This is a genomic window from Spiroplasma endosymbiont of Seladonia tumulorum, assembly GCF_964020235.1.
GTDB lineage: Bacteria > Bacillota_I > Bacilli_A > Mycoplasmatales > Mycoplasmataceae > Spiroplasma.
Window position 1 is genome coordinate 1688459 of sequence record NZ_OZ026545.1, and the last position, 22960, is coordinate 1711418.

The 22960-nt window shown below is 29.2% G+C and carries 19 protein-coding genes; all 19 read left to right on the top strand.

The features are described from left to right. Window positions 1–72: 72 nt before the first annotated feature. The 19 genes from hpt to AACL22_RS10880 all read left to right on the top strand — a co-directional run bounded on the left by hpt (window position 73) and on the right by AACL22_RS10880 (window position 22944). A complete protein-coding gene (gene hpt / locus AACL22_RS10790) occupies window positions 73–597 on the top strand; it encodes a hypoxanthine phosphoribosyltransferase (protein ID WP_338992090.1) in 525 nt (174 codons plus the stop codon). After that, window positions 598–2136 carry a glutamine-hydrolyzing GMP synthase gene (gene guaA / locus AACL22_RS10795; RefSeq protein ID WP_338992091.1) on the top strand — a complete coding sequence of 513 codons (1539 nt, stop codon included), beginning with the start codon at window positions 598–600 and terminating at the stop codon, window positions 2134–2136. Window positions 2137–2387: 251 nt separating this feature from the next. Then, window positions 2388–2546 (top strand): hypothetical protein, encoded by a 159-nt coding sequence (locus AACL22_RS10800; RefSeq protein ID WP_338992092.1) that lies wholly within the window; start codon window positions 2388–2390, stop codon window positions 2544–2546. A 30-nt stretch (window positions 2547–2576) separates the two neighbouring features. After that, entirely contained in the window at window positions 2577–2813 is a 237-nt protein-coding gene (locus AACL22_RS10805) for a hypothetical protein (RefSeq protein WP_338992093.1), read from the top strand. Between the two features lie 29 nt (window positions 2814–2842). Further along, on the top strand, window positions 2843–3811 hold the full coding sequence (locus AACL22_RS10810) for a uracil-xanthine permease family protein (protein ID WP_338992094.1): 969 nt from the start codon (window positions 2843–2845) through the stop codon (window positions 3809–3811). 178 nt (window positions 3812–3989) lie between these two features. Next, window positions 3990–6956 carry a chromosome segregation protein SMC gene (locus AACL22_RS10815; protein WP_338992095.1) on the top strand — a complete coding sequence of 989 codons (2967 nt, stop codon included), beginning with the start codon at window positions 3990–3992 and terminating at the stop codon, window positions 6954–6956. Between the two features lie 89 nt (window positions 6957–7045). Beyond that, on the top strand, window positions 7046–8368 hold the full coding sequence (gene ptsS / locus AACL22_RS10820) for a phosphate ABC transporter substrate-binding protein (RefSeq protein WP_338992096.1): 1323 nt from the start codon (window positions 7046–7048) through the stop codon (window positions 8366–8368). A gap of 2 nt (window positions 8369–8370) precedes the next feature. Further along, window positions 8371–10479: a phosphate ABC transporter permease PstA gene (pstA, locus tag AACL22_RS10825; RefSeq protein ID WP_338992097.1), complete on the top strand. Its 2109-nt coding sequence runs from the start codon at window positions 8371–8373 to the stop codon at window positions 10477–10479. Further along, on the top strand, window positions 10457–11266 hold the full coding sequence (gene pstB, locus AACL22_RS10830) for a phosphate ABC transporter ATP-binding protein PstB (RefSeq protein WP_338992098.1): 810 nt from the start codon (window positions 10457–10459) through the stop codon (window positions 11264–11266). The genes pstA and pstB overlap by 23 nt, the downstream gene beginning before the upstream one ends. A 20-nt stretch (window positions 11267–11286) precedes the next feature. Continuing rightward, the gene (phoU, locus tag AACL22_RS10835; protein WP_338992099.1) at window positions 11287–11946 is read left to right on the top strand and encodes a phosphate signaling complex protein PhoU; all 660 of its coding nucleotides are present in this window, start codon (window positions 11287–11289) and stop codon (window positions 11944–11946) included. A 521-nt stretch (window positions 11947–12467) separates the two neighbouring features. Further along, complete coding sequence (locus AACL22_RS10840) at window positions 12468–14144, top strand: phospho-sugar mutase (RefSeq protein ID WP_338992100.1); 1677 nt, start codon at window positions 12468–12470, stop codon at window positions 14142–14144. A 41-nt stretch (window positions 14145–14185) separates the two neighbouring features. Continuing rightward, window positions 14186–15364, top strand: coding sequence for a hypothetical protein (locus tag AACL22_RS10845; protein ID WP_338992102.1), 1179 nt, complete (start codon window positions 14186–14188; stop codon window positions 15362–15364). 8 nt (window positions 15365–15372) lie between these two features. Next, the gene (locus AACL22_RS10850) at window positions 15373–15939 is read left to right on the top strand and encodes a 2-oxo acid dehydrogenase subunit E2 (RefSeq protein ID WP_338992103.1); all 567 of its coding nucleotides are present in this window, start codon (window positions 15373–15375) and stop codon (window positions 15937–15939) included. 44 nt (window positions 15940–15983) lie between these two features. Next, a complete protein-coding gene (locus AACL22_RS10855) occupies window positions 15984–16925 on the top strand; it encodes a 3'-5' exoribonuclease YhaM family protein (RefSeq protein ID WP_338992104.1) in 942 nt (313 codons plus the stop codon). A 235-nt stretch (window positions 16926–17160) separates the two neighbouring features. Further along, on the top strand, window positions 17161–18519 hold the full coding sequence (locus AACL22_RS10860) for an FAD-dependent oxidoreductase (protein WP_338992105.1): 1359 nt from the start codon (window positions 17161–17163) through the stop codon (window positions 18517–18519). Between the two features lie 5 nt (window positions 18520–18524). Next, window positions 18525–19511, top strand: a complete 987-nt coding sequence (locus AACL22_RS10865) for a lipoate--protein ligase (RefSeq protein ID WP_338992106.1) — start codon at window positions 18525–18527, stop codon at window positions 19509–19511. Between the two features lie 37 nt (window positions 19512–19548). Beyond that, window positions 19549–20652 carry a pyruvate dehydrogenase (acetyl-transferring) E1 component subunit alpha gene (pdhA, locus tag AACL22_RS10870; protein WP_338992107.1) on the top strand — a complete coding sequence of 368 codons (1104 nt, stop codon included), beginning with the start codon at window positions 19549–19551 and terminating at the stop codon, window positions 20650–20652. Continuing rightward, window positions 20652–21641, top strand: coding sequence for an alpha-ketoacid dehydrogenase subunit beta (locus AACL22_RS10875; protein ID WP_338992109.1), 990 nt, complete (start codon window positions 20652–20654; stop codon window positions 21639–21641). The genes pdhA and AACL22_RS10875 overlap by 1 nt, the downstream gene beginning before the upstream one ends. 19 nt (window positions 21642–21660) lie before the next feature. Then, a complete protein-coding gene (locus AACL22_RS10880; RefSeq protein WP_338992111.1) occupies window positions 21661–22944 on the top strand; it encodes a dihydrolipoamide acetyltransferase family protein in 1284 nt (427 codons plus the stop codon). The last annotated feature ends 16 nt before the right edge of the window (window positions 22945–22960 follow it).

The window sequence follows — 22960 nt, forward strand, 5'->3', positions numbered from 1 at the left end:
TAACCTATTTCGCACATTAGCAATGATAGTTTATGCTTTTATTTTTTTATTTTGTAAAGGAGAATAACAATTGTGCAAATAGACAAATTAGAATTATATCTACCAGAGGATAAAATTCAAAATAAAATTAAGGATTATGCGGAAAAATTAAATAAATTATACGAAGGTAAAACATTATATTGTATTGGTTTACTAAATGGAGCATTATTTTTTATGAGTGATTTGTTAAAACAACTTAAAATTCAAATTGTGATTGATACAATGAGTATTTCAAGTTACATTGGAACTCAGTCAACAAATAAACTTACTATTCATAAGGATATTTCAAAAGATATTACTGGACAAGATGTTTTATTAATTGAAGATTTGATTGATACTGGTAAAACGTTATCGGCTGTCATTGAGCAAATTCAAGCAAAAAAACCAAATAGTTTACGAGTAGTTTGCTTAGCAGATAAAATTGCTATGCATCCAAATTTTAATTATCCCTATGATGCACTATTTATTGTTCCAAATGAGTTTATTGTTGGTTATGGTTTTGATTATAATGACCAATTTCGACAATTACCAAATGTATACATATGGAGAGGTGAATAAATGAAAACAACAAATAAAATTATTATTTTAGATTTTGGGTCACAATACACTCAATTAATTGCCCGTCGGATCCGTGACTTAGAAGTATATTGTGAAGTATGATCATATAATACAGCATTAAAAAAAATTAAAACAACACCAATGAAAGGAATTATTTTATCAGGTGGGCCTGCTTCTGTTTATACAGAAGATGCATTTTTAATTGATAAACAATTGTTTGAATTAAAAGTTCCTGTTTTAGGAATTTGTTATGGAATGCAATTAATAAGTCATTTACATGGAGGGACAGTACAACGAGCAACAAAACAAGAATTTGGTTTTTCAGAATTAATTATTGATAATCAAGAAGATTTATTTGCGAACATCCCTGTTAAATCACAAGTGTGAATGAGTCATGCTGATCATATTGAAGGCATTCCAACAAATTTTATTCAAATTGCTCATAGTGAAAATTCAATTAGTGCAATTAAACATTCAGAAAAGAAAATTTATGGTTTACAATTTCATCCAGAAGTAACCCACACTTTAATTGGCCAACAATTATTAAGCAATTTTGTTTTTAACATTTGTGGTTGTGACCCAAAATGAAAAATTACAGAGTTTATTTCAGCAGCAACAACTGAGATTAAGAATAAAGTTGGAACTGATAATGTTGTTTTAGCATTATCAGGTGGTGTTGATTCTAGTGTTTGTGCAGTTTTATTACATAAAGCAATTGGAAAACAATTAACATGTATTTTTGTTGACACCGGATTATTACGCCAAGATAGTGGATGAAATGATTTACAAAAATTTCAAGAAAAATTTAAATTAAATATTATTAAAATTAATGCGCAAGAAAGATTTTTAACTGCTTTAAAGGGAGTTACTAATCCAGAAGAAAAGCGAAAAATTATTGGGAATTTATTTATTGAAATTTTTAATGAAGAAGCAATAAAAATTCAAAATGTTAAATGATTAGGACAAGGAACAATTTATCCAGATGTGATTGAATCTGTCTCAGTGAAGGGACCATCTGCCACAATTAAATCGCATCATAATGTTGGGGGATTACCAAAGGATTTACCATTTCAATTAATTGAACCATTACGTGAATTATTTAAAGATGAAGTTCGCCGAACTGGTGAAGCATTGGGCATTGATTCTAAATTTGTGTATAAGCATCCGTTCCCAGGACCAGGTTTAGCAGTCCGAATTATTGGTGAAATTACAGCAGAAAAAGTAGCTTTATTACAAGCAGCTGATCAAATTTTTATTGATGAATTATATCAGGCAAATTTATATGATCAAGTTGCACAAGCATTTGTTGTTTTATTACCTGTTCAGTCAGTTGGTGTAATGGGCGATGTACCAACATATGGATATACTGCTGTTGTGCGTAGTGTTGATACAACTGATTTTATGACAGCAAATTGAAGTCGGCTGCCATTTGAATTATTGGAAAAAGTATCAGCTCGAATTGTAAGTGAAGTTCATGGAATTAATCGAATTACTTATGATATTACATCAAAACCACCAGGAACAATTGAATGGGAATAAAAAAATATTAATAATTTTTTACATTAATATTAAAAAATGTTATCATTATTTGCAGGAATGTTGAGGTACAAAATGCAAATTGGTTTGATGAAAGAATTTGAAGTTTTTTACAAAAAAAGAAGATTCTTTTTGATATCTTTAATATTCTACAAAATAAAACAATAATTAATGTTAATAATGCAATTTACTAGTTAGTAATAATTTACAAACTAGTTTTTTTATGCAATTTTAAAAAAGAAGGAGAAAAAATAATGGAAAAAGAACAAACTACTTTAATTGAAAATAATATTAAATTATTATTAGGTCCGCATGATCGCCCAAAAAGCTTTTTGCAATGGTCAATTTTAGCATTACAGCATGTTTTTGCTATGTTTGGTTCAGCGGTGTTAGTACCATTAATTATTAATTAAACAGCTGGAGTTGAAGTTATGAACATTGCAATGGCCTTGTTTTGTTCAGTGGTTGGAACATTAATTTATATTGCAATTACCGCTGCAAAAGTACCAATGTATTTGGAAAGTTCGTTTGCATATATGGGAGCAATGGGAGTGTGTTATCCTTTATATGGCAATGCGGTTTTTATTGCCGTAATGATGGTTGGTGTTATTTATATCACTTTTGGAGTATTAGTATATTTTATTGGTAATAAATTTTTAGAACGAATTCCCCAGCAGTAATTGTTGGACCATTAATTATTATTATTGGAATGTCTGTTGCCCCAAGTGCAATTAATAATGCTGGTTTTAATCCAACTGCTTGAAAGCAACCTTATTCACATTGGATTGGGATTGAAATTGCTATTTTTACCTTTTTAGTAACAGCAATTATTGCTTTGAAATGTAAAGGATTTGCTAAGGTAGTTCCAGTCATTATTGGTGTTGTCGCAGGATATTTATTATATGTAATTCTTCATTTCGCAATTGGAACAGAATATCAAATTTTAGATACATCAAAAATTACTGACCCAAGTCAATGACAATGATATCCATCGTTTAAAAAAATTTGAGATTTAAAAGCAAGTAATATTTGGCCAGCTATTTTAGCAATTAGTCCCTTGGCAATTATTGCGATTGCTGAACATATTGGTGATCATATTAGTATGAGGCAAATGACAGGAAAAAATTTTGTTAAAGACCCTGGAATGCATCGGACATTAGTTGCTGATGGAGTTTCAATTATTTTTGATGGTTTAGTTGGCGGACCAGCAAATACAATATATGGTGAAAATGCTTCAGTAGTTGGGATGACACGAATTGCTTCGGTATGAGTAACAGGATTGGCTGCCCTGTTTGCAATTGGATTATCATTTATTGCTCCAGTGAATCAATTAGTACAAATGTTGCCAGCACCAGTAATGGGCGGGATTAGTATGATTATGTTTGGTTTGATTGCTACAAACGGAATTCGAGTGTTAATTAATAATCAAATTGATTATACAAATATGAAAAATGTTTTTGTAACAGCAATTATGTTAGTGTTAGGCTTAGGAGGGGCGGTTTTTAATTTTAATTTAGGGACTGGTAATTTACAATTTACAGGTGTTGCACTAGCAGCATTTACTGGAATTTTCTTAAATTTATTGTTACCAGATCATCAAAATAATGGTTTTCAATGATGAGAAAAATTAAAGTTATTTATTAAAACACAAAAAGAACAAAAAAGAGAAAAAAAATAAGAAAAAGTAAGTACTTATAAATGAGAATAAAATAAGAATAAATTTTACTCTCATTTTTTATTAGGAAACTTTATTTTGATGTTTTTATTAATTTTAGTTGCAAATAATAAACTTTTATAGAATAATTATTAAAGAATAATTTGGTTGTTAATTTTGAGATTTAAGGAAGTGATGAGTAGTGTTATTTTTAAAAAAATTAGAGTCATTTGGTTTTAAATCATTTGCTGATCCATTAACAGTCAATTTTGATCATGAAATGATAGGGATTGTAGGACCAAATGGGAGCGGAAAATCAAATATTAATGATGCAATTCGTTGATGCTTAGGTGAACAATCAATTAAATCACTTCGTGGAAATAATAGTGAAGATGTTATTTTTAATGGGTCAGAAACAAAACCAGCATTAAATATGGCAGAAGTTAAACTATTTTTTGATAATACAAACCGGATTTTTGCAATGGACTATGATGAAATCGAAATTATTCGTCGTGTTTTTCGAGGAACTGGTGAAAATGAATATTTTATTAATAAACAACGAGTTCGTTTAAAAGACATTCAGGATTTTGCAATGGATAGTGGTTTAACAAAGTCATCATTAGCAATTATTTCACAAGGAAATATTAATGCTTTTGCAGAAGCAAAGCCATTAGAACGACGTGCTTTATTTGAAGAAGCTGCTGGGGTTGCAAAATATAAACGCCGTAAATTAGAAGCTTTAAAAAAATTGGACCGTTCAAATGAAAATTTAGCACGTTTAAAAGATATTTTAAATGAAATCGAACGTAAATTATCAAGTTTGAAACGACAAAGTGAAAAAGCAATCAAATATACAACATTAAAAGATAAATTAAATCAAATTGAATTAGCTGTTTTAGTAAAAGATATTACTTTTTTTAATGACAAATTATTAGAATTACGTTCACAGCAGAAAAAAATTATTAGTACAAAACAAGATGCTGATCGAGAATTAAAAAATAAAGAAATTGAATATAATGAATTAAACAAAGAAAACTTTAATTTGGATAGTAAAATTAATGTTTTAACTAAAGAATTTCAAAGTTTAGTTTCAGAAATTAGTGATTTAAAAGTACATAAAATTGAATTAGATAATAAAGAAGCAGCTTTAAAAATGTCTAATAATGATATTACTATTACTAATATGGTTAATGATTATAATGAATTAACCGTTAACTTACAAAATGAACGTGAAAAATTGGCAACATTAGAAACACAGCAACAAGAATATCGTGCTCAACGTGAAACTTTTAATACAAAGCAAGCTGGGCTAAATGAGCAATTAGGAGCAATTAATAAAACAATTATTCGTTTAGAAAATGAATTAGAACGTGCACAACATAATTTTGAAAATCAGGATAATTTACATGAAGGTGTTAAAAATATTATTAATAATAAAAATGTTTTGCCTGGAATTATGGGATTAGTTCAAGATATTATTAATGTTGATGAAAAATATGAGCAAGCAATTGTGACTTCTTTAAGTGGGCGTTTACAAGATATTTTAGTTAAAAATGTTGATAGTGCAAAACGAGCAATTTCATATTTAAAACAAAACCGTGCTGGACGAGCAACATTTATTCCGTTAGATGTAATATCGCCACGCTATCTTAACAGTGATGAAGAATTTGTAATTAAATCAGTGCAAGGATATTTAGGCTTAGGAAATAATTTAGTTAAAGTAAAAAAAGAATTTCGAATTGCAGTTGATTATTTACTAAGTCGTTATTTGATTTGTACTGATTTTGATAGTGCACAAGAAATTGGAAAGTTAACAAAATATCGTTATAATATTGTTACATTAGATGGCGAAATTGTTCGCCCGCAAGGAGCTGTTACAGGGGGTTCTCGACGAACACGGATGACCATTGTTAATCCAGAAAAAGAATTAAGAATTCTTAATGAAAAATTAGCAATGCAAACTGAAGAATATCATCATATTTTAAAACAATTAAATATGCTTCGACGACAATTAGATGAAATTAATGAAGTTATTGCTGAAAATCAAGCTTCAATTGGGGCAGGGAAACGACAAATTGAAATTATTATGTATGACCAAACAAAGTTGCAAAATGAATATCAGTTACTAACATCAAAAAATATTAATGAAACAAAAATAGTTAAAAATGAAGCAGTGCTTAATATTACGGATCAAATTAAACAAAAAGAACTTTTAAAAACAAAAATTGAACAACAATTAAATGTTGCCCGTAGTTTAAAAGAAAAGCAGTCATTAGTAATCAATGAGCTTAATAATCAAATTGGAGAAAAACGATATTATATTTCAGCTTTGCAAGAACAAATTAGCAAAATGAATACTGATTTATCGATTATTAATGTTAAAATTCAGCAAAATCTAACAAGACTAACAGAAGAATATCAAATGACATATGACCATGCTAAGACATTGGAATTAAAGGTAATTGATAATGAAGATTTAATTCGTGATGAAATTAAACAGTTACGAAGTAACTTATCTCAAATTGGCAATGTTAATTTAGAAGCAATTGAAGAATATAAAGAGGAAAATGCTCGTTTTCAATTTATGAATAATGAATATAACGATGCAAATGATTCGGTTAAAAACTTGTTAAAGTCAATTGATGAAATGGATAGTATTATGAAAGAACAATTTGATAAAACAATTAAAGAAGTAAATGAGAATTTACCATCAACTTTTGAAGTATTATTTGGGGGTGGTTCAGCAAGAATTATTTATACTGAACCAGAAAATTTATTAGAAACAGGAGTTGATATTAAAGTATCACCACCAGGGAAAAATATTACTAATTTAAATTTATTATCTGGAGGAGAAAAATCATTGGTTGCTTTATCAGTTCTTTTTGCGATTTTAAAAGTCCGACCAATTCCATTAGTAATTTTAGATGAAGCAGAAGCACCATTAGACCCAGCAAATGTTGAGCGATTTGCTAAGTATATTCGTAGTTTTGTTGATACCACTCAATTTATTGTTGTTACCCATCGCGTTGGAACAATGGAACATTGTGATGTATTATATGGGGCAACAATGCAACAAAAAGGAGTTACAAAAATTGTTGGAATTAAATTACAACAAGCTGCTGAAATGATTAAAGAATTTGAGAATAAACTTGAAAATAAAAAAGCATAAATTATTTATGATTTTTTATTTTTTTGATACAATTAGTATAAATAAGTTTTAAAGAAATAAAACCATATAAAGGGGAGGAAACTTAACGAATGAAGCCAAACGAATCTACTAAGGCTGTTAAGGAAAAGAAAGAAAAAAAACATTTTCTTAAGAGTGTAGTAGGAGAGATTAGCCATCATAAAATGTTTACTTTAGTTGGTTCTGCTTTGGTATTAGTAATATCAATTATTATTTGAACAATTGCATCGGCGAGTAATGTAATTGTTGCTGGAGGGAGTACATCAGTTGCCCAAGTAATGGCAAATATTACGGAACAATATAAACGTGATAACAAAGAAGATATTTTATATAATTCATTAGGAAGTGCTGCTGCCTTAGTTGGTGTAAAAAATGGTAGTTATGCTTTTGGTTTTTTATCAAAAGATGTTAATTCAACGCCTAAACCAGGGGATAACCACTCTAATGCTCAACAACTATGAACAGATTATCATACTGGTCGTTTTGTTTTTGCCCGTGATTATATTATCTTGGTATATCATTTACCAAATGGTTGTCAAATTAAACCACACCAAGATTCGTTACAATTTCAAAGTTTTTTTGGTGGAGAAGGAACTGAATTAATTCGTAAGATTTATACTAATCCAAATTTTACTTGACAACAAGCTTTTGGTTCGCAATTAGTTTGTAGTAGTGGTAGCAATAAATTTTATACTTTAACACGTGAGTCTGGAAGTGGGACAAGAGATTTTTTTGAATCAGCAGTAATTAAAAACAAAAAATATGAAACAAATCAAGTAGCTTCATCAAATGGTTCAATGTATCAAGCAATTTCAACTACTCCTGGGTCAATTGGTTATATTTCTTTTTCATATATTAAAAGAATTATTAGCAATGAAGATTTAGGGGCAAAAGCAATTGCTAGTGTTATTAGTAAAGGAAGTACAGAACCAGAATTACCATATAAAGTTATTGATAATAATTATGAATTTAATCCAGCTTATTCTTTAACAAGACTCTTTACTGGAATTATTAATTATCAAGGAAAACAATTCAATAATGCCTTACCTTTTATTGCATGAATGTTAGATCCATTACCATATTCAAAAACAAAACCAAAACTACGAAATGGGAAAGATAATCCTTATTATGACTCAAATTTTAAGTTAAGTCCACATGATGCTGCATATTGATATATGGAAGAAGGCGAAAAACCATTATCAATTGATGACTTTTTCTTCCGAAAGTATAATAATAATACAACTTTTGCAAAAAGTGGAAGAACAACTGATAGTGAAAAAGTAGCTTGAAATTTTAAATCAGATTATCAAAGTATTTGAGATATTATTGTGAAAAAATTTCCCGAAAAATATCAAGCATATTCTGAATATGAATATAACGGAATGGAGAATTAACTATGGCCAAGAAAGAAGTTACGAAAGAAAAACAACCGTTTTCCCAAAAAATGACACTATGAAAAATTCGTTTTACAAATAATTTTCGCGGACGAAAACAAATTATTGATTTTACTTCAAAAATTATTATTTATTGTTTTGCGATTTTAACAATTTTAATTTTATTAACTCTAGTTGGTTTTATCATTTATAAATCAATTTATTTCTTCCAACATTATTCTGGTGGTTTTTGAGGCTTTTTATCAGGTAATACTTGAAATGCTAATAATAGTCAATTTGGTATTTGACGAATTATTATTGCAACATTTTTTGTCTTATTAATTGCTTTACTATTTGCAATTCCGTTAACTATTTTTTCATCATTATATATTTCAGAATATTTAAGTCCAAGGATTAAACGTAAAGTGATTGGTATTATCCAATTGCTAGCTGGAATTCCATCTGTTGTTTTTGGATTATTTGCTTTAGCAATTTTAGGACCGCTTTTCATGTTAATGGGCGCTCCTTCAACCTCAAACTTATTAGTAACATCAATTACTTTAGCTTTTATGGGTTTACCAATTATGATTTCATTATCAATCAATGCTTTAGAAAATGTTCCTGATTCATATCGCTTTGGTTCATTAGCATTAGGATTAAGTAAAACCCATACAAATTATCGTATTGTTTTACGTTCATCTTGATTTAAAATTATTACTGCTATTATGATGGGAGTTGCACGGATTATTGGAGAAACAATGGCGGTGATGATGATTGCTGGAAACGCACCAGATGGTTTAAAACTTGGAAATGGTTTTATTAATTTTATTTTTTCATCAATAGCAACTTTAGCATCAACAATTGGATTAGAAATGTTGGAAAATTCAGGGCCAATGCATGAATCAGCATTATATGCAATTGGACTAGTATTATTTATTATCGTCTGTATTATTAATATTTTTATTATTTCATCACAAGCATTTCATAATCGAAAACGAAACTATCATGCTCGTAAAACAACAAAAGGTTTACGATTAAGTAAATCATATAATGCTAATAAAATTAATAAGTTATTTTATGAACATATTGAAAAAACAAGGGGTTTGAAAAAGTTAAAAGATGGAATCGGAATGTTCTTTTTAATTTCTTCAACTGTAATTGTTGTATCATTTACATTAGTTATTTTAGCTACAATTATTTGAAAAGGATTATTTGGAATGGTATGAAGTGATCTAATTTCAACATCAACCTTTGATGGCGGAGCAGGAATTCTTTCAACATTTTTAGTTACTCTGTTATTAGTTATTTGTTCAATAATTTTTGCGATACCATTATCATTAATGGTTGCCATTTATTTAAATGAATATGCCCGTCCAAATAGCATTTTTGCAAAAGTGGTGCGTTTTGCAATTGATGTTTTATCATCAACACCAAGTATTATTTATGGAACTTTGGGATTAGCTTTCTTTATTGGTGTTTGTCGTTTACCATTATCCATTTTAAGTTCTGGTTTAACCTTAACAATTGTTATTTTACCAATTATGATTCGTAGTATTGAGGATGCTTTATCAGGTGTTGAAAACTCATTGCGACATGCCTCGTTAGCATTAGGAGCTAACAAAACATCAACAATGCTGAAAGTTGTTTTACCAAATGCGATGCCAGGTATTATTACTGCCATTATTTTAGCAATTGGACGTGTTATTGGTGAATCAGCGCCAGTTTATTTAACATTAGGAACCGCGGTACGGTTACCAATTGCTGGATTTATGTCACCAGGGGCAAGTATGACAACACAAATTCTAATGCTCTCAAAAGAAGGAGCAACAGCAGGAGCAATGCGAATTATGTTTGAATTAGCTTTTGCGATTATGGTTTTAATTTGGTTATCAAATAGTTTGACCCATATTTTAGGGAAGAAATTTGCACCAAATTATGTTAATATTGGATTTAGAGCGAAGTGAAAAAATCGAATTAATAACTTGAAATTTTTCTTTTCAAAAGAAAATTATCTTCATCAAAAACAAAGTTTTAATAATTTTTGAAAAAAATTTGTACCAAAGAAAAAACAACGCCATGAAGAAAATAAGACGAAGAAGGGGAAAAATAATGGATCCAAAAGTAATTATTAAGAATCCAACATTTGATTCATCAGATAATAATCCAGATTTAATTAAAGTAAAAAATGTTGACTTTTTTTATAAAGGAAACAAGCAGGCTCTTTTTAATATTTCAATGAAAATTAAAGAACATACTGTTACTGCTTTTATTGGTTCCTCAGGATCAGGAAAATCAACATTATTGCGTTTATTTAATCGAATGAATGATGTTGTGCCAAAGTCAATTTTTAAAGGTGAAATTTTAATTAATGGGAAGAATATTTATAGTCCTGAAACAGATATTGTTAAATTACGAACAGACATTGGGATGGTATTTCAAAAACCTTCACCTTTTCCAATGTCAATTTATGATAATGTTGCTTATGGACCACGGAATCAAGGAGTTCGTGATCGAAAATTAGTTAATAGTATTGTTGTTGAAAGTTTAAAACGAGCAGCATTATGAGATGAAGTAAAAGATAATTTACGAGATTCTGCTTTTGCATTATCGGGGGGACAACAACAACGTTTATGTATTGCCCGAGCAATTGCGATGAAACCTAAAATTTTATTAATGGATGAACCAACCAGTGCATTAGATCCAATTTCAACATCAAAAATTGAGGAATTAATTACACAACTAAAAAAAGATTTTACAATTGTTTTAGTAACCCACCATATGCAACAAGCCGCACGAGTTGCTGATTATACTGCTTTTTTTGCAAAAGGGAAATTAATTGAATATAATAAAACTAAGATTATTTTCTCTCGTCCGGCTAATAAAAAAACAGAAGATTATATTACTGGGCGTTTTGAATAACGAAAGGAGGGGGACAAAATATGAGCATAAAAATTGAAAATGATTTAGCACAAACAAAACAAATGATTATTGATATGATTGCAATGACAAAAAATCAATATGATGATATGGTTAAATGTTTAGAAACAAATGATGTTGAGCTTGCTCAAAGTGTTATTTCCGCTGATGAAACAATTAATAAAATGCAAGAGGCTTTCATTGAAGTTTCACTATGAAAAATTGCAAAACAACAAATGGTTGCAAAAGATTTACGACGAATAGTTGGTTTCATTTTGATTGTTAAGGAAGTTGAACGTATTGCAGATTATGCAAAAAGTATTTGTCGTTATTATATCAAATATAAACCTTCGACAAAGTTAATTAATTTTTTAAAAAAATTAGTTGCAAAAGTCATTGAAATGTTAACAAAAGTGTCAAATATTTTTGAGGAAGAACGAATTGAGTCAGCATATAATATTTTAAAATATGATACTGAATTAGACAATATTTATAAAGTTGAAAATGATGCTTTAATTGAAAAAATTCGTGAAGCAAAATCAAAAGAAGAAATTAAAGTTATTACTTTAACAATGCAACAATTACGTTCAATTGAACGGGCTGGAACACATATCATTAATATTGCTGAAACATTAATTTATATTATTGAAGGAAAAATTTATGATTTTGAATTACCAATTTAATATGGTCTTCATGATGAAAATCATTTTTAATGCAAAATTATCAATGAATTTTTACTACTTGTAGTTTTATATTTAATATAATTAAATTTATTACTAAATAGTTAAAAATAAAAGTATAATTTATAATGGATATAAAAAAATAAAAAAGGTGACAAAAAGATATGAAAATTTGTAATAAATACAGTGAAATGTTGAAAATGAAGAATTACACTTAATGAAATTGTTAATAGAAAATGAACAAATTAACAATCCTTGTAAAGATTGTTTTAATCAAAAAAAGAAAATAATTTTGAATTATAGTTGGTATTTAATTATTGTTTCAATAGTAATAAGTACTAATTTAAGTATCTATAAAATTCTATCGAGAAAATATCTCATTAAATAATATGAAGACAATAAAATAGATAAAATCAAAATAGAAAAATTTACTATATAAGGTGAAAATTATTGGTTGTAGCAAACAAGAATGTATTATGGTTAAAACCAAAAACTTTGTTGCTTGTTAAAAAAGGAGAATTAAGATGTCATATTTAGATAATTTAAAATTATGGAAAGATGCTAAAAATTTAGATCCAACATTAGCCGCTGAATTTCAACAAATGTCTGAAGCAGATTTAATTGCTGCTTTTTCAGATGATTTAGAATTTGGAACTGCTGGATTGCGAGGATTATTAGGTCCAGGAACCGGAAAAATGAATTTATATACAATTCGAAGAGCAACATTAGCTTTTATGCAATATTTAAAAACAATTTATTCTGCGACAGATTTAAAATCAAAAGGAATTGTAATTGGGCATGATAACCGTCATTTTTCAGCTGAATTTGCACAAGAAGTAGCAAATATTTTTGCTAGTAATAATATTAAAGCAATTTTATTTACTAATAATGACCTTCGCCCAACGCCAATGGTTTCTTATACCATTCGGAAAATAAAAGCGGTAGCGGGTGTTATTATTACAGCAAGTCATAATTCGCGTGAATATAATGGTTATAAAATTTATGATCATAATGGTTCACAGTTTTTGCCAGTCGCAACTGATGTCATTGGTGAAAATTACTTAAAAATTAAAGGAGAAGTTTTTACTTTAACTTTAAATCCAGATTCAACTTTAATTACATATGTTGCAAAAGAAGTCGAGGATAATTATGTCAGCGATGTTAAAGCAATGCAGTTTTATCCAAATCAAAAACGTAATATTAAGATTGTTTTTTCTAATTTGCATGGAACAAGTAAAGAATGGACTCCACGAATTTTACAAGAATGTGGCTATGATGTTACGATTGTAGAAGAGCAATTTGATAATGATCCTAATTTTACTTTTGCCCCTAATCCGAATCCAGAATTAACAGAATGTTATGATTTAGCATTAAAATATGCGAAAAAAATTAATGCTGACGTTATTATTTTAAATGACCCTGATGCTGATCGTTTAGGAATTGGTGTTAAAATCAAAGATCATGAGTATTATTTAATGACTGGAAATGAAACAGCTCCGGTATTAATTGAGTATTTATTTTCCCATTATCAACGTCAAAAAACATTACCTAAAAATGGGGTTATGTATAATACTTTTGTTACTGGAAATTTATCAGATAAAGTAGCTGAAAGTTATGGTGTTCAAGTTATTAAAACATTAACTGGTTTTAAATGAATTGGGGATCAAATGAGCAAAGCAACAGATAAAGGGTTAGAATTTTTATTTGGATTTGAAGAAGCATATGGTTATGTTTTAAAAGACATAACTCGTGATAAAGATGGAATTCAATCATCATTAGTCTTAGCAGAAGCTTGTTGGTATTATCATAATCAAGGAAAAACATTATATGATGTTTTAGTTGAACAATATAATAAATTTGGTTATTTTTATTGTAAAACAGTTAATTTAGTTCGTGATGGAATTGATGGCAAAAAAATTATTAATAATATGTTAAAAAAATTACGACAAGAAACAATTACTAGTTTAGATAAAATTAAATGTATTAAAAAAGAAGATTATTTGCATGGTTTATATGAAATGCCAGGCCAAGACTTACTAAAGTTTTATTTTGCAGATGGTAGTTGATTTGCAGTTCGTGCAAGTGGAACAGAACCAAAAATAAAATTCTATTTTGTTTGTGTTGATAAAACAAATGAAGAAGCAAAAAGAAAAATGGAAGCAATGTACCAAGAATTAGAAACTAATTATTTAAAAGAATAAAAGTTATGCTAATATATAGTTAGAAAATAGGGGGTTTGGGTATGGCAAAAATTATTTTTGAAGCTGATGATAATCGCAAAGGAATTGTTGATAAAATTTTTGTTACAAATAAACAAGTTGTCCAAAAGGGGGATAAACTTGCTAACATTATTACACAAAATAAAGTTTATGAAATTAAAGCGCCAATTACTGGCGAAGTGTTAAATCTTATTGTTTATGAAAATAAAGTTATTAATAGTGGTGATGTTTTATTAGATTTATTACCATTTGAGGCAACCCTTAATGAACATGACAATAATTTTGAGCAACCCTATAATACTATTTCTTTTAATGGTTTTGGAAAATATAATGTACAAAATCGGCCACCAATTGATGTTAAAAAATCAGAAACAGAAATTTTTCGCGAAGAATTAATTGAAACATTACTAGCGCGTGAAGTAGCTGGTGAAAATCCACAAGATGATTTTGAAGATTCAATTGAAATTGATTTACCAAAAGAAAATATAGCACAAGATTCAACCCCATTTTTTAGCCAGAATAATGATTCAAAGACATTTCCGTTTAAAGATAAAGTTAAAAATGTTCTTGAGAATATTCCTAGTGAAGAAAATATTGAAACATTGCAAAAAGATTTGGGTGATTTAAAAGAAGATTTGGCAATTGTTAAAGATGATTTAGCAACAATGACAATTGAAGAAGAAGTTATTGAAGAACTTGAAAATTTAGAACGTGATTTAGCATTTACAGCAGAAATGGCTGCGAGAAAACAAGTTGATGATAAAAAACTAGACCCCTTACATCATCAACCCTTTAAAAGAGAAGAATACAAACAAGAAAATTATACAAAAGAAGAATTAAAAAGTAATTTTGCTCAAAGTATAAATAATGTTGATGATTCAAAAATGGAACCTATTATAAATTTAGAACAAGATAAATTAGTGGAAAATAAGTCGAAGGAGCATCATAGTGAACATTCAAAGTCACATTCGACGGTTCATTCGTCTGTTTCCTCTTATCTTAAAAAGCATAAGTCAGAAGATGCAACGTCAAGGGAACATTCCGCTTCTTCAGAACATAAAATAAAAGAAAATCTACAAACTTTGCAAGTTGACAAGGTAAAATTAAATCAAGAAGCAATTATTCGTGCAAAAGAAATTATGGAAAGTAAAAAAATATTGTCCATGGTTTTATTGATGTTGAAGTTGATGTTAGTGAGTTAGTTAGTTTATTGTCAATTATGCGTGAAGCATATTCACAAAATGATATTGAATTAACATTATTGCCTTTTTATGTTAAAGCAGTCTATGATGGATTAAAAAAATTCCCTGTTTTAAATGCATCCTTTATTAGTCAAAAAAATGAAATTTTATTAAAATGATTTTATAATATTGCTTTTAGTGTAGATAGTGATACTGTAGTAAAAATGCCTGTTTTATATAATTTAAAAAATGTTTCAATTAAAGAAATTGCTTCAAAGGTAACAAAATTAATAAGTAAAAGTATTAGTAATGAATTAAAAGAAAAGGACTGTCAAGATGCCTCATTTTCAATTATAAATTATGGGGAATATGGAATAACACGGGGAACATTTACAATTCCAGATGATAATGTTGCCGGAATTGCAATGGGTATTATTTTTAAAAAACCTGTTGTGGTTGAAAAAAATAATATTGCAATTCGTGATATTATGGTAATTACATTGGGGTATAATGAAGCTGTAATTGATATTACTGAAGCAAGTAAATTTATCCATTATGTTGCATATTTATTATCAAATCCAGGGCTTTTATTATAAGATAAAAAGTCATTACTCACTTTTTTATTTCTAGGAGGGGAAAAATGAATATTAAAGATTTAACAAAAGAAGTTAATAATGTAGAATTAATCGTAATTGCTGATAAGGTGACCCAAGGGACAGCATCTAATGGCAGCACTTATTTATCAATAACCTTGAAAGATCGTACTGGAACAATTGAAGCAAGGTTATGAGATGCTCGTCCTGCTGACATTGAAAGTTGAATTAAAGGTAATTGTTACAAAGTAAATATTAATATTATTGAGTATCGAAAAGTTTTACAAGCAAAAATTAATAGTTATAATATTGTTGATAATGCCAGTATTAATCTAGATGATTTTATTGAAGTTGCGCCGCTTCCAGCAGATGCAATGTATGATGAAATTATTACAACAGTAAAAAAAATGAAAACAACCGAATATCGTGAAATTATGACTTTAATTTTAGCAAAATATGGTGAGCAATTTAAAATTTGACCAGCTGCTATTCGTAATCATCATGAAATTAAATCAGGTTTAATTTGGCATAGTTTAACTATGCTGCAAATGGCAAAAAATGTTGTCAATGTTTATCATGATCGTTTAATTGATGCGGAACTATTATATTGTGGTGTTATTTTACATGATTTAGGAAAAGTTATTGAAATTACAAGTGGTGCTACAAATGATTTTTCATTTGAAGGAAAATTACTTGGTCATATTTCAATTATGGCAAATGAATTAAATCATCTTGCCCAAAGTAATAATTTAAATTCAGAAAAAATTGTTTTATTAGAACATATGATTTTAGCTAGCCATGGTCGATTGGAATATGGTTCACCTGTTGAACCACACTTATTAGAAGCAGAAATCTTATCATTTTTAGATAATTTAGATGCACGAATTTACCGTATTGATAAAGAACTAGAAAAAACATTGCTTAATGAGCAAACACAACGCTTGTTATCTGTTGAAGGCCGTTGATTTTTAAAACATTTTGAAAAATAATGATTAATTTAATTGTAAAAAGTTTAAAATTTTTTTAAAATTTTATATTTTTTGCAATTTTTTCTGTTTTTCATTTGATTTTTCTTTTTTATTTTTTATAACAGGTATATAATAAGATTACGGTATGATTTAATTTTCAGGAATAAATGCCATAACAAAATAACTATTGGCACATTTAGTTAGTTATATCGAAAGAACTATTAATACTACTAAGAATAGAAAAGGAGAATATAACATGAAGATTATTGTAGTTGGAACTAACCATGCAGGTACAACTGCTGTTAGAACCTTAAGACGATTAGATCCGAAAGCAGAAATTGTTACTTATGATAAAAACAACAATATCTCATTTTTAGGATGCGGAATTGCACTATGAGTTTCAGGAAAGGTAAAAGATCCAAACGGTTTATTTTATGCTTTACCAGAAGTATTAAAAAATGAAGGTATTAAAGTAAACATGGAGCATGAAGTATTATCAATTGATAATAAAAATCAAAAAATTCGTGTAAAAGATCTAAAATCAGGAAATGAATTTGATGATAATTATGATAAATTGATTTTAGCGATTGGTTCTTGACCAATTATTCCACCAATTGAAGGAATTAAGCAGGAAGGTGTTCATATTGTTAAATGATTTCAACATGGGGAATTAGTAAAAAAAGCAAATGATGACAAAAATATTCAAAATGTTGTTGTATGTGGGGCAGGATACATTGGCGTTGAATTAGTTGATGCTTTTCATCAAAAAGGAAAAAATGTTACTTTAGTTGATATTTCAGATCGCATTATGCCACGTTATTACGATAAACCTTTTACTGATAAAGTTGAAGCAGCAATGCGTAAAGCGGGTGTTAATTTACGTGGTGGCGAAAAAGTTATTAAATTTGAGGGTAACAATAATAAAGTAACAAAAGTAGTAACAGATAAAGGTTCATATGATGCTGATTTAGTAATTTGGTCAGTTGGTTTTAAACCTGCAACAGAAATTTTAAATGGTGTTATTGATTTAGACAAAAATGCAGCCATTAAAGTTGATCAATATATGCAAACATCAGACCCAAATATTTTTGCAATTGGTGATTGTGTTGAAGTTTATGATAATGCTAAGAAACAGCCAGCATATATTGCTTTAGCAACAAATGCTGTCCGAACAGGAGTTATTGCAGCTGTTAATGCCTTAAAACCAGCAGGTTTAGCATCACCAGGATTCCAAGGTTCAAATGCAATTAATGTTTTTGGTTGAGCGCTAGCTTCAACAGGAATGACAGAAACGGTGGCAAAAGATTTAGAATTTGATTACGATCAAATTACATTTACGGATAATGATCGTCCAGAATTTATGGATACATATCAAGAAGTTTTAATTAAAATTCTTTGAGACAAAAAAACAAGAAAAATTATTGGTGCACAAGTAGCTTCAGATGCTAATCATACCGAAGTTATGTATATGTTTTCATTAGCAATTATGAAGGGAGTTACAATTGATGAACTACCATTAATTGATATTTTCTTCTTGCCACATTTTAATAAGCCATATAACTTTATTACTTTACCAGGCTTAGAAGTATTAGGATTAAATTACTTTAAAAAATAAGAAAAATGATTTGTTTTAAAAATTCTTCTACAGATGTTTATTTTAATTTGGCTTTAGATGAGTATCTTTTAAAAAGTGATATTAAAGACAACATTTTCTTTTTGTGAAAAAATTTTAATACAATTGTTATTGGTCGAAATCAAAATACGATTGAAGAAATTAATTTACAAGCGGTTGAAACTGATAAGGTGAATGTTGCTCGTCGAATAACAGGTGGTGGGGCTGTTTATCAAGATGATGGTAATTTGTGTTTTTCCATTATTGTTAATAAAGATGATAAAATAGCGCAAAATTATGAAAGTATTTTACAACCTATTATTAATGTTTTACAAAAACTTGCTTTAAATGCTAAGTTTGCTGGTAAAAATGATATTGAAATTGATGGCAAAAAAATCTCTGGTAATGCACAAATAAAGTATAAAAATCGGTTGCTACACCATGGAACATTTTTATTTGATGTTGATTTAAGTAAAATGCAAAAATACTTAAATGTTAGTCAAGATAAAATTATTTCAAAAGGAATTAAATCAATTCCGGCACGAGTGACTAATATTCGACCATTATTAACAAATGATATTACAATTGATGAATTTATGCTATTTATTATTAATGAGTTTTTAGCACAAGGAACACCAGTGTTAGATTTACCACCAGATATTATTGCGGCAGTTAATAAACTAGCTAATGAAAAATATCGAACATGGGAATGAAACTTTGGTAATTCACCTGAATTTAGTTATCAGAATAAAATTCGATATGAAGGAAAAGGTACCGTTGATGTGCGTTTAAATGTTAATGAAGGAAAAATTACGAACATTAAATTTTTTGGTGATTTTTTAGGTTCTGGTGGAACAGAGCCACTTGAAACTCTTTTAACAGGTTGTGAATATAATCTGGATAAAATAAAAACAAAATTATTAGAAATTAATATTAAAGATATTTTTGGAGATAAATTTGAACTACAAGAAATTTTAGATGTTATTTTTACCTAAAAATATTTAAAAAACAGGAAAGGCAGGAATCAAAAAGATGTATTTTAACAAATTTGATTCGTTAAAAAATGAAATGCTTCAAATTATGGATGCAACGGGAAAGATTGTTAAACCAGATTTGATGCCAAAAATTAGTGACGATGAAGTTTTAACAGCGTATAAATTAATGTGCTTATCACGTCGCCAAAATGATTTTCAAAATAAAATTCAAAGACAAGGAAGAATGCTATCATTTCTTTCATCAACTGGGCAAGAAGCAACTGAAGTAGCATACGGAATGCAAATTATTAAAGGAAAAGACTGATTTTCCTCAGCATATCGAAATAATGCTGCTTGATTAGCAACAGGTGTTCCAATGCGCAATATTATGTTATATTGATGTGGAAATGAAATGGGAAGTTATATGCCAGAAGGAATTAATACTTTACCAATTAATATTCCAATTGCAACACAATATTCGCATGCAACTGGGTTAGCATTTTCTGAAAAATATAATAAACGTGATGGTGTTGTTATTACAACAACTGGTGATGGTGGTTCTTCTGAAGGAGAATTTTATGAAGCAATGAACTTTGCGAAGTTACATGAAGTTCCAGCAATTTTTATTGTGGAAAATAATCAGTATGCAATTTCAACTCCGCGTTGTAAAGCAACGAAAGCAATAAACTTTGCAGTAAAAGGAATTGCGGTTGGAATGCGAAATATTTTAGTTGATGGGAATGATTTTTTTGCAGTTTATGCTGCTGTGCAAGAAGCTATTAAATTTGCTCGTAAAGGTGAAGGACCATCATTAATTGAATGTAATACTTATCGAATTGGGGCGCATTCATCAGCTGATGACCCCAAGGTTTATCGTGATGAAAAATTACATCAAGAGGCATTAAAAAAAGACCCTTTAATTCGTTTAAAAGCTTATTTAATTAAACAAAAAAAATGATCAGAAAAAGAACAAGATAAATTAGATGCTGAACAAGATAAATTTATTAAAGATGAATTTGCATGAGTTGAAGCAAACAATACTGTTTCAATTCATGATATTTTTGCTTACAATTATGCTGAAATGCCAAAATTTTTAGAAGAACAATATCAAGAAGCAGAAGCATTTTTTGCAAAATATCCAAGTAAAGGAGGACACCACTAATGCCAGTTGTAAATAATATCCAAGCATTAACTCATGCTTTAGATTTAGCAATGGAAAAACACCAAAATATTGTGATTTATGGTGAGGATGTTGGTTTTGAAGGAGGAGTCTTTCGTGCTACTCTTGGTTTACAAGCAAAATATGGTGAAAACCGTTGTTTTGATGCGCCAATTGCCGAAGCAACATTAGTTGGAACAGCAGTGGGGATGGCCATTAACGGAATGAAACCAATTGTTGAAATGCAATTTGAAGGATTTTCGTATCCAGCATTTCAGCAACTTTTTACCCATGTTGCTCGATTACGTAATCGTTCACGCGGTCGTTTTACTTGTCCATTAATTGTTCGTATGCCAATGGGTGGTGGAATTCGTGCGTTAGAACATCATTCTGAAGCAGTTGAAGCAATGTTTGCACATAATCCAGGTCTAAAAGTAGTTATTCCTTCAACTCCATATGATACCAAAGGATTATTTTTAGCAGCTGTTGAATCACCTGATCCAGTTATCTTTTTAGAACCAACGAAGATATATCGCGCTTTTAAACAAGAAATTCCTGATGAATATTATACTTTACCAATTGGTGAAGGTTATAAAATTCAAGAAGGAGATGATTTAACAATTGTTACTTATGGAGCACAAGTTAGTGAATGTGAAAAAGCTTTAGCACAATTAAAAGAAGAAAGTTTTTCTGTTAATGCTGATTTAATTGATTTACGAACAATTCAACCATGAGATCGTGAAATCGTTATTGAATCTGTTAAAAAAACAGGACGAATTTTAGTTGTTCATGAAGCTGTTCGTTCATTTTCAGTCGCATCCGAAGTTATTACAACTGTTAATGAAAAATGTTTTGAATATTTAAAAGCCCCAGCGGTACGAGTAACTGGTTATGATATTATTATTCCATTTGATCGTGGTGAACATTATCATCAACCATCAGTTCAAAAAATTGTAGTTAAAATTAAAGAATTAGTTAACTACCAATTTTAGATAGGAGTTGAAAGTAAAAATGGTAAAATTTAAATTCGCCGACATCGGTGAAGGATTAACAGAAGGAAAAGTAGCCAACGTTATGATTAAAGTTGGTGACAAAATTAAAGACGGAGATGAAATGTTTGCCGTTGAAACTGATAAAGTTAATACGGAAATTTTTGCACCATGTGATGGTATTGTTAGCAAAATTAATATGAAAGTTGGCGATACAATTTATGTTGGTGATGTAGTAGTTGAAATTGATGATGGTACTGCTGGCGATAGTCCAGCACCAGCAGTTCCCGAACAACCAACAGTAGCACCAGTTGAAGAAGAAAAAGCAGCAGGAGTAGTTGGAGCAGTTCCTATTTCTAATACCGTTTTAGCACCACGTCATTTACCAAGTAATGGTAATACTAATGTTGATCATAATAAAAATGTGTTATCAACACCAATTGTGTGAAAAATGGCAGCTGATTTAAAAATTGATTTAACACAAATTCAAGGTTCAGGACCAAACGGTAAAATTATGAAAGCTGATTTAGACCAAAGGGCGAAAAGGGCAGTAACTGGTTCTACTTTATCAACATTGCCAATTGATATTCCGCAAATTAATGCAACTGGTGCTGTTCGCCGCGAAGCAATGTCACCAATTCGGAAAGCAATTGCAAAACAAATGACTTTATCAAAAACTGTTATTGCTGAGACAACATTAATGAAAAATATTGATGTAACAAAATTAATTGAAATTAGAACACAATTAAAAAGTCAAGCAGAACAACAAGGAATCAAGTTAACATATATGCCTTTTTTTATGAAAGCTTGTGCAATTGCTTTAAAAGATTTTCCAATTTTAAATGCGTCATATGATCAAGACCAACAAGAAATTATTTTTAAAGACTATTATAATATTGGAATGGCAACTGATACACCGACTGGTTTAATGGTTCCTGTTGTTAAAGGGGTTGATCAGTTAAATATTCTGCAAATTGCAAAAATGATTAATGATTTAGCAGCAAAAACACGTGAACGTAAATTAAAACCTGATGAAATGAAAGATGGAACCTTCACAATTACTAATTTTGGGTCAGCGGGCATTGAATTTGCCACACCAGTAATTAATTTCCCAGAGGTAGCAATCTTAGGGGTTGGAATCATTAAAAAAGCACCAGTTATTAATAAAAATAATGAAATAGAAATAAGTTCAATCTTACCATTATCGTTAACGATTGATCATCGTTTAATTGATGGTGCTGATGGTGGTCGCTTTTTAGCACGAGTAACAGCGTTACTAGAATCACCAGCTTTATTATTATTGTAAGAGAAGAGGTTATGAA